The sequence below is a fragment of the Achromobacter sp. T5-5 genome, assembly GCF_055397965.1.
On sequence record NZ_AP027919.1, the window covers coordinates 5964263 to 5977809 of the forward strand.

Here is a 13547-nt window from a genome sequence, read left to right on the forward strand (position 1 = left end):
TCAATTGCCCCCTGATTGGGCGAAATTCCCCGCAATAAGCATGAACATGCCGACCGTTCAGGTACCATTCAGGTTTCTGACAGCAAACCCAAGCACCTAGTCCATGCAGCACACTCCCGCCACGCCCGGGGCGCCCCGTCCGCAGCCGCCCGCCTCTTTCCTCCTGGCCTTCCTGCGCTCCGAAGCGCTCGGCGGCTACGTACTGATGGCAGCCGCGCTGGCCGCCCTGATGGTCGCCAACAGCGGCGTCGCGCCGGCGTATTTCGACCTGCTCGGCACCAAGGTCGGCTTTCAGGCCGGGCCGGTGGTGCTCAAGGAAACGGTGCTGCACTGGATCAATGACGGACTGATGGCCGTCTTTTTCCTGCTGGTGGGCCTGGAAATCAAGCGCGAGATGCTGGACGGGCAGTTGCGCGGCGCGGGCCGCATCGTCCTGCCCGGCGTGGCCGCCCTGGGCGGCATGGCGGTGCCGGCGCTGGTCTACCTGGCGGTCAACCTGGGCAGTCCCGGCACCCTGCGCGGATGGGCCATCCCCGCCGCGACGGACATCGCGTTTGCGCTGGGCATCCTGGCGCTGCTCGGCAGCCGCGTGCCGACGTCGCTCAAGATATTCCTGACCGCGCTGGCCATCCTGGACGACCTGGGCGCCATCGTCATCATTGCGCTTTTCTATACGTCACAGCTCAACCTGTTCGCGCTCGGCATGGCGGGCGCGCTGCTGGCCGGCCTGTTCGTCCTGAACCGCGCTGGCGTCCTGCGCCTGACGCCCTACCTGCTGCTGGGCGCGGTGCTCTGGTATTTCGTGCTGAAGTCCGGCGTGCACGCGACGCTGGCCGGCGTGGCGCTCGCGCTCGCCATTCCCCTGCGGCGGCAGCACCAGGGCGGAACCCGCGTCCCTTCGCCCCTGCACACACTGGAACATGCGCTGCACAAGCCCGTGGCCCTGTTGATCGTGCCGGTGTTCGGTTTTGCCAATGCGGGCGTGTCCTTTGCGGGCATGGGCCTGGAAAGCCTGGCCGAGCCCGTGCCGCTGGGCGTGGCGCTCGGCCTCTTCCTGGGCAAGCAGCTCGGCGTGTTCGGCTTTGCCTGGCTTGCCATCAAGGCCGGCATCGCCGCCCTGCCGCGGCACGCCACCTATACCCAGCTTTACGGCGTGGCCCTGCTGTGCGGCATCGGCTTCACCATGAGCCTGTTCATCGGCGCCCTGGCCTTCACCGACGCCGCCACCGTCGACGCCACCAAGATCGGCGTGCTGACCGGGTCGCTGGCGTCCGCCTTGGTGGGATTCGCGGTGTTGCGCATCGCCCGTGCGCGAGATCAAGAATCGGACGCGCGCTGACTGCCTGGCGCGAGGGCTTGCAGTAGACTGGCTGCAACCTCGGCCGCAGGAGTCCGCATGAAATCGTCCCGCATCATCGTGCAGCGCGTCTATGAAGGCACCGGTCCGCAAGGACACTACCTTGCCCTGGTCGACCGCATGTGGCCACGCGGACTGCGGCGGGCGGACCTGGGGCTGGACGAGTGGGCCCGCGACATCGCCCCCAGCGCCGAACTGTGCAAATGGTTCAGCCATGCCGAGGACCGCTGGGACGCGTTTCGCGCCAAGTACCAGGCCGAACTGGCCGTGCCCGAACAGCAGGCGCGCATGGCGGCCCTGCTGGACGCGGCGGGCGATCGTCCCCTGACCCTGTTGTACGGCGCGCGCAATACCGAGCACAACCAGGCCATCGTGCTGCGCGACGCCCTGCTCGACTACGCCCGCCGCCACCGCGCGCGCGCCGCCTGAACGCCCTGAGGGGGCCGCCCCCGCCGGCGCAGCTCGCTGGCGCGCTGTTCCCCCCCTGCTTCATCCCTGTTTCCTCCCTGTTTCCTCCCTGTTTCCTCCCTATTTCCCCCTTGTTACCCTTATGCCCCGCCCACGGCGCGCACGGTGCGCGCCCCACGGCCACGCCTACGAGGAATTCCATGTCTTTCAGCTCCGACGCCTGGACCCGCAACGCCGCGCTCTATGAGAAGACCCGCGACATGCCGTTCAATCGCGAACTGGCCAGCGGCCAGCTCGACGAGGACGCGTTCAAGCACTACATGATCCAGGACGCGCACTATCTGGTGGCGTTCGGACGCGCCCTGGCCATCGCCGCCGCCAAAGCCGACGATGCCGATGGCGTGGTGCAGTTCGCCGAGGCGGCCAAGGGCGCGGTCGTGGCCGAACGCAGCCTGCACGCGGGGTTCATGAAGCAGTTCGGCATCGACGCGGCCACCTTCGAGGCCACTCCGCTCACGCCCGCCAGCCACCACTACACCAGCTTCCTGATCGCCACCGCCTTCAGCGCGCCCTACCCGGTCGCTCTGGCCGCCCTGCTGCCCTGCTTCTGGATCTACGCCGAGATCGGCCGCGACATCCATGCGCGGGCGGTGCGGCCCAATCCGTATGCGGCGTGGATCGACACCTATGCGGGCGACGAATTCCACGCGTTGGTGCGCGCCGTGATCGCCACCGTCGACCGCGTCGCGGAAACGGCCGCGCCGCAGACCGTGCAGGCGATGCACCAGGCCTACACGCACGCGGCCCAGCTCGAATGGATGTTCTGGGATTCGGCGCACCGCCAGGCCGGCTGGCCGGTCTGACGCAGGGCTGATGTGGGGCTGATGTGGGCTGACATCGGCCGATATGGCCGAGATATCCGGGCAATGGGTGCGGTCGCCTGTGCCAAAATCGCGTCCATGCCGATCGACAACCGCCTCACGCCCAACGCCCTCGCCACCCAGATAGCGCAACTTCCCGCCGCCTGGCAGGCCGCGCTATCCGCCGACCCCGCCGTCGCCGCCGCGCTCGCCGCGGCCGCCGCGCACGTCGAAACGCGCCTCGCGCAGGGCGCGGTGGTGTACCCCGCCACGCCCTTCCGGGCCCTGCACGGCCTGGCGCCTTCGGACGTCCGCGTCGTGATCCTGGGACAAGACCCCTACCATGGCCCCGGCCAGGCGCAGGGATTGGCCTTCTCCGTGCCGGACGACTGCAAGCGCCCGCCGAGCCTGCGCAACATCTTCAACGAGATCGCGCGCGACTACCCGCAAGCCGGCGTTCCGGCCGGAAACGACCTGAGCGCCTGGGCAGACCAGGGAGTGCTATTGCTCAATACCGCACTGACGGTCGAGGACGGCCTGCCCGCGTCGCACGCCAGGCGCGGCTGGGAAACGGTGACGGACGCCTTGATCAAACACGTCGCGCTCGATCCCTCGCCCAAGGTGTTCATGCTGTGGGGCGCGCACGCGCAGGCCAAGCGGCTGTTGCTTCCGCCCGACAACGGCCACCTCGTGCTGATGGCCAATCACCCTTCCCCGCTGTCGGCTCGGCGGCCGCCCGTGCCCTTCCTGGGATGCGGCCATTTCCGGACCACCAATGAATGGCTGCGGGACCAAGGGAAAAACCCTATTGATTGGGCATTGGACAAAAAAATAATTCCCCTGCAAGGCGAATTCGGGTTATGATCGCCGCACTGCACAAAACGAGTTCGGCATTTACCGCCTTGATTTAGCGGAATTTTTTGCAGTCCGCCGGGAAGTCCAAGACCCCGGCCCCATGCCGAACTATCATCGATTCCTGACCCCTTTCCTTTCGCCCTGCGTTCCAATCTGTACAAGAGAACGCGCCACGCGCATGGTTGATCCGGTCGGCACGATGCTCCATCAACCGTCGCCTGGATCCGGCCGCCTAATCCCCTGGCCCGACCAAGCACTGCGTCGCATTGATTGCGGCAAGGGAAAGTAATGTCTTTTGATACCCTGGGCCTCGCGCCCGCTCTGTTGTCGGCCGTTCAAGAAGCTGGCTTCGCCACCCCCACCCCCGTTCAGGCTGCCGCCATTCCGCAAGCACTGGCCGGCCATGACCTGATGGTCTCCTCGCAGACCGGCAGCGGCAAGACCGCCGCCTTCATGCTGCCCGCCCTGCATCGCATTGCTCAGATGCCCGCCAACAAGGGCGTTGGCGTCCAGGTGCTGGTGCTGACCCCGACGCGCGAACTGGCCCTGCAGGTCACCGAAGCCACCGCCACCTACGGCCGCAAGCTGGCCGACCTGCGCACCGCCACCGTCGTGGGCGGCATGCCCTACGGCGCGCAACTGAAGGCGCTGTCGCGCCGCGTGGACGTGCTGGTCGCCACCCCCGGCCGCCTGATCGACCACCTGCAATCGGGCCGCGTCAAGCTCAACACCGTGCACACGCTGGTGCTGGACGAAGCCGACCGCATGCTGGACATGGGCTTCATCGAAGACATCGAAACCATCGTCGGCCGCCTGCCCGAAGACCGCCAGACGCTGCTGTTCTCGGCCACGCTGGACGGCACGATCGCCAAGCTGGCGGCGCGCATGATGCGCGATCCGCAGCGCATCGAGATGGCCGGCAGCAAGGAAAAGCACACCAACATCACGCAAAGCCTGCTGTACGCGGACGACGCCAGCCACAAGATGCAACTGCTGGATCACGTGCTGCGCGACGCCTCGCTGGACCAGGCCATCGTGTTCACGTCGACCAAGCGCGGCGCGGACGACCTGGCCGACCGCCTGGCCGACCAGGGCTTTGCCGCCGCCGCCCTGCACGGCGACATGAACCAGCGCCAACGCACCCGCACGCTGTCGCAACTGCAACGCGGCCAACTGCGTATCCTGGTGGCCACCGACGTGGCCGCCCGCGGCATCGACGTGCAAGGCATCAGCCACGCCGTGAACTTCGACCTGCCGATGCAGGCCGAAGACTACGTGCACCGCATCGGCCGCACCGGCCGCGCCGGCCGCAACGGCCTGGCCTTCACGCTGGCCACGCACTCCGAGCGCCACAAGGTCCGCCGCATCGAGCACTACATCGGCCAGTCGATCACCCCTGAAGTGATTGCCGGCCTGGAGCCCAAGCGCACCCCGCGTCCTTCGACCGGCGCCGCGCCGCGTGGCGGCAAGCCCTTCGGCAAGCGTCCCGGCGGCTTCGGCGGCTCGCGCCATGGCGGCGGCTACCAGGGCAACCGCGACGGCGCGCCCCGCGAAGGCCGTTCGTTCGGCGGTCCGCGTGGCGAGTTCAAGCCGCGCGAGGGTGGCTACCAAGGCGACCGCCCGTTCGGCGACCGTCCCCAGCGTTCCTTCGGTGACCGTCCCAGCTTCGGCGATCGTCCCCAGCGCGAAGGCGGCTACCAGGGCAATCGTCCCTACGGCGACCGTCCCCAGCGTGAAGGCGGCTTCCGCGGCGGCGATCGCGATTCGCGTCCCAGCTTTGGCGACCGTCCCAGCTTCGGCGACCGCCCCCAGCGCGATGCGCGCCCGTTCAGCGAGCGCGGCCCGCGTGAAGGCGGCTTCCGTGGCGGCGACCGCGATTCGCGCCCCAGCTTCGGCGATCGCCCCAGCTTCGGCGACCGTCCGCAACGCGAAGGCGGTTTTCGCGGCGGTGACCGTCCCGAAGGCGGCTTCCGTGCCAAGCCCTCGTTCGACAAGCGTCCCGGCGGTCCCGCCAAGCGCTTCGTCAAGTCGAACGATCGCCGCGGCTAAGCAGCCCGACTGATCCCAAAAGCCCGCGGCAAATGCCGCGGGCTTTTTTTTGGGAAAATGCCGTATTACCCACGCCTGAATTCCCCATGCAACGCCCTGCCCCCGCCAATCTGCCCTCGCTCTCCCCCGCCGCGCAGCAACACAGCAATGCCGCCGCCGCGCACCTGCGCGCCGCGATCACGGCCAATGGCGGCTGGCTGCCGTTCGATCACTGGATGGCCGAAGCCCTGTATGCGCCCGGACTGGGTTACTACGCGGCGGGCAACGTCAAGCTGGCCGATGCGGACGATGGCGGTAAAACGCCCGCCGGCGACTTCGTGACGGCGCCGCAGCTCACGCCCCTGTTTGCGCGCACGCTGGCGCGGCAGGCGGCCGAGGTGCTGCGCCAGACCGGCACGCACACCGTGCTGGAGTTCGGCGCCGGCACCGGCGCCCTTGCCGAGGGCGTATTGCGCGAGCTCGATGCGCTGGGCCTGACGGACACGCGTTACCTGATCCTGGAAGTGTCGGCGGACCTGCGCGCCCGCCAGGCCGAACGGCTCGCGCCCTTTGGCGACCGGGTGCAATGGCTGGACGCCCTGCCCCGCGCGTTCTCGGGCTGCGTGCTGGCCAACGAAGTGCTGGACGCGATGCCGGTGTCGCTCTTTGCCTGGAGCGGCGCGGGCGACGTGCTGGAGCGCGGCGTGGCCCTGGATGCCGACGGCGCCTTCATCTGGGAAGACCGCCCGGCGCCCGCGGCGCTGGCGGCCGCCGTCGCGGCGCGCATGCCGGCGCTGCCCGGCTACGTGTCGGAAATCAATCTGCAGGGCGAAGCCTGGATCTCCGCCATGGGCAGTTGGCTCGAACGCGGCGCGGCCCTGCTGGTGGACTATGGGTTCCCGCGCAGCGAGTACTACCATCCGCAACGCGCCGGCGGCACGCTGATGTGCCATCTGCGCCACCACGCGCACGGCGATCCCTTCACCGCGCCCGGCCTGCAGGACATCACCGCCCACGTGGATTTCACGGCGATGGCCGATGCCGCGCTCGCGGCCGGGCTGCAGGTGCTGGGCTACACGTCCCAGGCGCGCTTTCTCATGAATGCCGGCCTGATGGAGCTGCTGGCCGGCCTGGACCCGTCGGATGCGCAGGCCTATGCGCAAGCGGTCGCGCCTGTGCAGAAGCTGCTGTCCGAAGCCGAGATGGGCGAGTTGTTCAAGGTGCTGGCGGTCGGGCGCGGCATGACCGCGCCCCTGTCGGGCTTCTCGCGCGGCGACCGGCTGGGCAAGCTGTAAGCCGGGCGCCGGGCGGGCCGGCGACGCGCCCGCCAGGGAAAATCGGCCTCAGCCCGCCTGCAACCGCGCCAGCCGCGCCTGGCGCACGCTTTCCTTGATGCGCGCCGGCTCGCCGGCGCAGGACTTGGCGATGGCGCCGGCATCCACGCCGCGCACCGCCGCCACCCGCGACTCCCAGGCGGGCTTGTCCACCGTCCGCAAGATCGCGGCGGCATCCAGCAGATCGAAAAAGCGGCCGGGCTTGCGCAAGGCGTCGGCGCGCTCCATCAGCGCCAGCTGCGCGTCGGCACGCTCCGGCCCTTCCGGCATGCCGTCCAAGGCGTCCAGCGCGCTGAGCACTTCCGGCAGCAGGCGCGCATAGTCATTGCATTCGGTAGGCACGCGCATGCGCCGGCCCAGGGCCTCGCGCTCGGGCGTCAGCCTGCACATCAGAGCGTAGCGGCTTGCCAGCGGCAGGCCCAGTCCGGCGGCGCGATCCAGCTGCGGGCCGACCTCATCGGCGCCGCGCAGTTCCGGCATCACGCGCGCCAGCGCGCCGGATGCCTGCAATACGTCCAGCATGCGCGACGGCGCATCGGCCATCAGGCCGCGCGACAGCTCCTTCCAGACCCGCTCGGCCACCAGCGCATCGGCCTCGCCGGCCTGCACCATGCGGCGGCACAGTTCCATCGTTTCGGGCGCCACGCTGAAGTCGGCAAAGCGCGCGGCGAAGCGGCCCAGGCGCAGGATGCGCACGGGGTCTTCCTCGAAGGCGTCGCCCACATGGCGAAAGATGCGGGCGCGCAGGTCGTCCGCGCCGCCCAGCGGATCCACGAGGTCGCCGTCCTCGGTCTGCGCGATGGCGTTGACCGTCAGGTCGCGCCGGCGTAGGTCGTCTTCGAGCGTGACGTCCGCGCCCGTGTAGAAGGTGAAGCCCTTGTAGCCGCGCCCCGACTTGCGCTCGGTGCGCGCCAGGGCGTATTCCTCTTTCGTGCGGGGGTGCAGGAAGACGGGGAAGTCGCCGCCGACCGGAATGAAGCCGCGGCGCGTCATGTCTTCGGGCGTGGCGCCCACCACGACCCAGTCGTGGTCGCCGGGGGACAGGCCGAGCAGCGCATCGCGCACCGCCCCGCCCACGACATAGGCGCGCAGGCCCTCGGTGGCCGGGTCCCTCGTCATCGCGCGGCGGCGGTTTCGGTGCCCACCGGCACGACGTTGCCCAGGCGTTCCTTCAGCGATTGGGGTTGTCCACTGAACATCGCCGCGTAATACGTGGCGTTGGACATCACGTTCTTCACGTAGATGCGCGTTTCGGTGAAGGGGATGGTCTCGGCGAAGATGGCGCCTTCGACAGGATGCGAGAAGGTCGAGCGCCAGTTGCGCGGCCGGCCCGGGCCGGCGTTGTAACCCGCGCTGGCCAGCATCTGCGACCCGTTCAGGTCGCGCAACACGATGTTCAGGTAGTTGGTGCCCAGTTCGGTGTTGGTGTCGAAATCATTGACGCTCGCGGGCGTGAAATCGCTCATGCCGATCTTGCCGGCGACCCACTTGGCCGTGGCCGGCATGAGCTGCATCAGGCCGGAGGCGCCCACATGCGAGCGCGCATTCATGATGAAGCGCGATTCCTGGCGGATCAGCCCGTAGACCCACGCCGGATCGAGGGCGATGGCGTTGGCCTTGGCCGTCACCCGCCCCTCGAAGGGCGCGATGAAGCGCTGACTGAAGTCGAACTCCTTCTCGGTGCGGTCCGAGGTGTTGACCACGCGGTCATAGATGTTCTCGGCGCGGGCCAGTTCGGCCGCCGCCATGAGCTGGCGGTCGTTCATGCCGCGCAGCGAGTAGTTCCATTCCGGCACCGCTTCGCCGCGCCAGCCCAGGCGGAACAGCAGGACGGCCCGCTGCAGGCCCGGATTGGCGCGCGCCTCGGCGATCTCACGGTCGCTGATGGGCGCGGGGCGCGGGGGCACGTCGATGCGGCGGCCCAGCTCTTCGGCCGCGAGCTGGCCGTAGAAGTCGAAGCGGTCCGCGATGCTGGCGTAGGCGGCCTGCGCCTTGTCCTTGTGCCCCAGCGCGGCCTGGCCGCGCGCCTTCCAGTACACCCAGGCCGTCTCCGCCTGTTGCGAGGGCGGCATTTCGTCGATGGATTCGACGACCCACTTCCAGTCGATCTTGGGCTGACGCAAGGCGGCGCGCACCTTCCAGGCCGCGTTGTATTCCGTCATGCGAATGTGGCCGGCCTCGCGATACCAGTCGTTCGCCCGGCTGTCCAGATCGAGCGCCGCCGCCAGCGCGTACTGGCCGCGCACCCATGCCAGGTTGGACTTGGACATGGACTTGGCCCACTCGCGGCGCAGGTAGGAATCGGCCACGCCGACGTCCGAACGCGCCAGGCGGGCCAGCGCGATGGTGACCAGTTCCTTTTCGTTGCGGCCCACCGGCATGCGGTCCTGGCGGGTCAGCCACTTCATGGGGTCCTTCATGAGGACATCGTAGGTCTTCACGTCGCGCGGCTCGAACATGTACTGCACGAACTTGCGCGCGTCCGTGGTCTTGTTGGCCTCGATGGCGTCACGCAGTTGCGGTTCGAGCTGCTCCCAGCCCAGGATGCCGTCCGCCACGAGCTGGTCGTACAGCGCCCAGCAGGCGCTGCCCGGCGCGAACACGGCCATGGCCTGCTCGGCGGTGGCGCGCTGGCCGGTCATGTGCTTGCCGTCCAGGATGGCGCATTCGATCTGCGAATTGCTGTTCTTGACGGGCGCGAGCTTGCGCACGGTTTCGAAGTCGCCGCTGCGGGCGGCGGCCAGCAGCCAGTCGCCGCGCAGGCGGTCCGCCAGATAGGCGTCGCCGTTGCTGCTGATGAACGTCTGCAGGGCTGCGGTGGGACGGCCGGTGGCGGGCGGGCTCCAGAGCTGATAGCGCAGCAGCCAGTATTCGGGGTACATGCCCAACGGATCGCCCTTGGCCTGCGGCACGAGCGCGCCCAGCACGGACCATTGCTTGCGATTCATGGCCTCGCGGGCGGCCACGACGGCGGCCAGCGCGGGCGTTTCCGCCGTGGGGGGCAGGCCCGCCAGCACCGCGGGGGGCACGGCGATCATCGGCTGGGCCGCCTGCGGGGCGGGCTGGGGCTGGGTATTGATGGCGGCGCTGCGTTGCTGCGCGTCCACCGGGGCACAGGCGGCGGTAAAGAGCGCCAGCAGGGGCAACCAGCGGCGCAGGCTCGCACGGGCGTCGGCGGCGGCTTGCGGCGGAGAATTCTGATACCGTGAGGGCTGTCGGGTGTCCGTCGTGGGACGCTCCCGCATGCCGAGCCGCATGCTGACACGGGTGCCGATCCGCGCGCCGACGATACGCAAGTTCGTCTTCAGCATGTTTGCCTTCATCTTCAACCCCCCGGTTACAGCCACCGCATGACTACGCAAAATACTCCAGAGGATACCGCAGTCCACCGCACGCGATTGCGCAAATTGCGCGCCGAATTGCCGGAAGATCAGCGCAGCCGCGGCGGATTGCTCATGCGCGCACGGCTCTTCACCTGGCTGAACGTGGCCCGCGACCAGGCCGTGCAGGCGGGCAATCCGGCCCCCACCACCGTCGCCGCCTTCTGGCCCATGGCCGACGAACCCGACCTGCGCCCCCTGCTGACGCAGTGGGCCGAAGCCGGCATGACGGTCGCGCTGCCCGTCGTGCGCGAGCGCAACGCTCCCCTGGCATTCCTGCCGTGGACGCCCGAGGCCGAGCTGCGCGCCGGCCCGTACGGGATCCAGGAACCCGTGGCGGGCCCGGAACTGCTGCCCGACGTGGTGCTGGTGCCCACCCTGGGCTATACGGAACAGGGCGACCGGCTGGGCTATGGCGGCGGCTACTACGACCGCACGCTCGCCGCCCTGCGCCAGCGCGGCCACCCCTTTATCGCCATCGGCATCGCCTGGAGCTGCGGCGAGCTCGATGCGGGATACGTCCCCGCCGCGCATGACGTCCGGCTGGACGCGGTGCTGACCCAGGACGGCTGGGTGCCGCAGGCACCGCTGGAGCAAGGCGGCACGGGCGGCACCACCCTGCATTCCTACCGGCTGAACTGACGCACCAGTTTCGGCCGGCGCCGCGCACCAGGACGGTGCACGGCGTCACGGCGCTGCGAGGCCGCCCGTCGCGGCCCGTCCCCGGATTTGCACGATCGCCCGCCCTGGGGATGGCAATTCCTCCGCCTTCAGCGCATATTGGTCTTGAAATCCCCCGTCTGCCGCAAAAGCTGGCATGAGGGTTGCTTGTAACTCAGGACCAGCCGGCAACGGCCGGACGACGGCCGCGCGCAAGCGGCCGCAAGCATCTGCATCGGAGGAGCCATGAAGGACCGACCCGCCCGTCCCCCCGCGTATGACGAAATGCGCGATGGCGAGAATCGCATACGCTCCCATTACCAGGCCTTCGAGCGCTGGCACAACGAGCAATCGGACGAGGCCATGGCCGTGCGCCGGCTGGAAGCCGACCTGAGCTTTCGCCGCGTCGGCATCACGTTTTCGGTCGCGGGCGACGCCGCCGGCACCGAGCGCCTCATCCCGTTCGACCTCATCCCCCGCATCATCCCGGCCGAGGAATGGCGGCACCTGGAAGCCGGCCTGAAGCAGCGCGTGCGCGCCCTGAACCTGTTCATCCGCGACATCTACCACGGCCACGACATCGTGCGCGCCGGCATAGTGCCGGCCCAGCAGGTGTTCCTGAATGCCCAGTACCGCCCCGAGATGCAGGACGTCGACGTGGCCGAGGACATCTATTGCCACATCGCGGGCGTGGACATCGTGCGAGCCGGCGCGGGCGAGTTCTACGTGCTGGAGGACAACCTGCGCGTGCCGTCCGGGGTTTCCTACATGCTGGAAAACCGCAAGATGTCGATGCGGCTCATGCCGGACGCCTTTGGCCGCATCAAGGTCGAGCCGGTCGCGCACTACCCCGACCTGCTGCTGGACAACCTGCGCGAAGTCGCGCCGCATGGCGGCGACGACCCCACCGTGGTGGTGCTGACGCCCGGCATGTACAACTCGGCCTACTTCGAACACGCCTTCCTGGCGCAGCAGATGGGCGTGGAACTGGTGGAAGGCCAGGACCTGTTCGTCGAGCAGAACACCGTCTACATGCGCACCACGCGCGGCCCCCGCAAGGTGGATGTGATCTACCGGCGGCTGGACGACGATTTCCTGGATCCGCTGGCGTTTCGCGCCGATTCCGCGCTGGGCGTGCCGGGACTGCTGTCGGTCTACCGCGCCGGCCGCGTCACGCTGGCCAATGCGATCGGCACCGGCATCGCCGACGACAAGTCCACCTATCTGTACGTGCCCGACATGATCCGCTTCTACCTGGGCGAAGAGCCCATCCTGTCGAACGTGCCGACCTGGCGCTGCGGCCGGCCGGACGAGCTGTCCCACGTGCTGGCCAACATGCATGACCTGGTGGTCAAGGAAGTGCACGGCGCCGGCGGCTACGGCATGCTGGTCGGGCCGTCGGCCTCGCGCGCCGAGGTCGATGCGTTCAGGGACCGCGTGCGGGCCAATCCCGCCAATTACATCGCGCAGCCCACGCTGGCGCTGTCGACCACGCCCACCTACGTGGAATCGGGGGTCGCGCCGCGCCACGTGGACCTGCGTCCCTACGTGCTGTGCGGCAAGGAGATCCGCACCGTGCCGGGCGGCCTGTGCCGCGTCGCGCTGACCGAGGGCTCGCTGGTGGTCAACAGCAGCCAGGGCGGCGGCACCAAGGACACCTGGGTGCTGGAGGACTGACCATGCTGAGCCGAACCGCCGACAACCTGTTCTGGATGTGCCGCTATACCGAACGCGCCGAGAACACCGCCCGCATGCTGGACGTGAACCTGCAGATGTCGCTGCTGCCGCAGGACACGCGCACCCGCGAAGGCTCCTGGCTGGGCGTGCTGCGCATTTCCGAGCTGCAGGGCCTGTACCAGAGCAGATACGCGTCGATCTCGCCGCGCGACGTGCTGGAATACATGGTGCGCGATCCCGAGAATCCCTCGTCGATCTATTCCTGCATGCGCGCCGCCCGCGAGAACGCGCGCGCCGTGCGCGGCAGCCTCACGACAGAGGTCTGGGAAACCTACAACACCACCTGGCTGGAGCTGCTCAAGCACCTGCATACCGGCCTGCTGGAGCGCAATCCGGGCGAATTCTTCGAATGGGTGAAGTTCCGCTCGCACCTGGCGCGCGGCGTCACGATCGGGACCATGCTGGAAGACGAGGCGCTGTACTTCATGCGCATCGGCATGCACCTGGAACGCGCCGACAACACGGCGCGGATGCTGGACGTCAAGTTCCATGAGCGCGGCGGCGCCAGCACGCAGGACGGCCGCGCCGACCCGGTCAACGCCGCGGGCGTGCAGAGCGAGTTCTACCGCTGGTCGGCCCTGCTCAGTTCCGTGTCGGGCCTGGAGATCTACCGCAAGGTCTACCGCGACGTCATCACGCCCGACCGCGTGGCCGACCTGCTGATCCTGCACGGGGACATGCCGCGGTCGCTGCTGGCCTCGATGCAAGCCGTGGCCGACGACCTGGCGCGCGTCGCGAACCAGCGCTCGACCGAGACCGAGCGGCGCGCCGGCATGCTGTGCGCCGAGCTGCAGTACGGCCGCGTCGAAGACATTCTGGCCAGCGGGCTGCATCAATACCTGGACCGCTTCCTGGACCGCATCAACGACCTGGGCAACCGGATCAGCCAGGATTTCCTGGTGCCCCTGTCGGCATAACAAGGAGGCAG

At 68.8% G+C, this 13547-nt stretch carries 11 protein-coding genes; 9 read left to right on the plus strand and 2 right to left on the minus strand.

The genetic code is table 11. The features are described from left to right. Positions 1–103 precede the first annotated feature (103 nt). The 6 genes from nhaA to ACZ50Q_RS27020 all read left to right on the plus strand — a co-directional run bounded on the left by nhaA (position 104) and on the right by ACZ50Q_RS27020 (position 6803). A complete protein-coding gene (nhaA, locus tag ACZ50Q_RS26995) occupies positions 104–1339 on the plus strand; it encodes a Na+/H+ antiporter NhaA (protein ID WP_464080043.1) in 1236 nt (411 codons plus the stop codon). 57 nt (positions 1340–1396) lie between these two features. Further along, the gene (locus ACZ50Q_RS27000; protein ID WP_464080044.1) at positions 1397–1786 is read left to right on the plus strand and encodes a DUF488 domain-containing protein; all 390 of its coding nucleotides are present in this window, start codon (positions 1397–1399) and stop codon (positions 1784–1786) included. 179 nt (positions 1787–1965) lie between these two features. Next, entirely contained in the window at positions 1966–2628 is a 663-nt protein-coding gene (gene tenA / locus ACZ50Q_RS27005; protein WP_464080045.1) for a thiaminase II, read from the plus strand. A 96-nt stretch (positions 2629–2724) separates the two neighbouring features. Beyond that, positions 2725–3489: a uracil-DNA glycosylase gene (locus ACZ50Q_RS27010; RefSeq protein ID WP_464082041.1), complete on the plus strand. Its 765-nt coding sequence runs from the start codon at positions 2725–2727 to the stop codon at positions 3487–3489. Between the two features lie 279 nt (positions 3490–3768). Beyond that, positions 3769–5529, plus strand: coding sequence for a DEAD/DEAH box helicase (locus ACZ50Q_RS27015; RefSeq protein WP_092579305.1), 1761 nt, complete (start codon positions 3769–3771; stop codon positions 5527–5529). Between the two features lie 86 nt (positions 5530–5615). Continuing rightward, positions 5616–6803: a class I SAM-dependent methyltransferase gene (locus ACZ50Q_RS27020; RefSeq protein WP_464080046.1), complete on the plus strand. Its 1188-nt coding sequence runs from the start codon at positions 5616–5618 to the stop codon at positions 6801–6803. Positions 6804–6851: 48 nt separating this feature from the next. Here the strand turns inward: ACZ50Q_RS27020 and ACZ50Q_RS27025 are convergent, their stop codons facing one another. Continuing rightward, complete coding sequence (locus ACZ50Q_RS27025; RefSeq protein ID WP_464080047.1) at positions 6852–7961, minus strand: CCA tRNA nucleotidyltransferase; 1110 nt, start codon at positions 7959–7961, stop codon at positions 6852–6854. Then, positions 7958–10000: a lytic transglycosylase domain-containing protein gene (locus tag ACZ50Q_RS27030; protein ID WP_464082042.1), complete on the minus strand. Its 2043-nt coding sequence runs from the start codon at positions 9998–10000 to the stop codon at positions 7958–7960. Before ACZ50Q_RS27030 ends, ACZ50Q_RS27025 begins: the two co-directional genes overlap by 4 nt. 192 nt (positions 10001–10192) lie before the next feature. Between ACZ50Q_RS27030 and ACZ50Q_RS27035 the strand changes: the two genes are divergently transcribed. From ACZ50Q_RS27035 to ACZ50Q_RS27045, 3 genes are all read left to right on the plus strand, one after another. After that, a complete protein-coding gene (locus ACZ50Q_RS27035) occupies positions 10193–10864 on the plus strand; it encodes a 5-formyltetrahydrofolate cyclo-ligase (RefSeq protein WP_076518476.1) in 672 nt (223 codons plus the stop codon). 264 nt (positions 10865–11128) lie between these two features. Further along, positions 11129–12559: a circularly permuted type 2 ATP-grasp protein gene (locus ACZ50Q_RS27040; protein WP_076518475.1), complete on the plus strand. Its 1431-nt coding sequence runs from the start codon at positions 11129–11131 to the stop codon at positions 12557–12559. Between the two features lie 2 nt (positions 12560–12561). Further along, the gene (locus ACZ50Q_RS27045; RefSeq protein ID WP_464080048.1) at positions 12562–13536 is read left to right on the plus strand and encodes an alpha-E domain-containing protein; all 975 of its coding nucleotides are present in this window, start codon (positions 12562–12564) and stop codon (positions 13534–13536) included. The last annotated feature ends 11 nt before the right edge of the window (positions 13537–13547 follow it).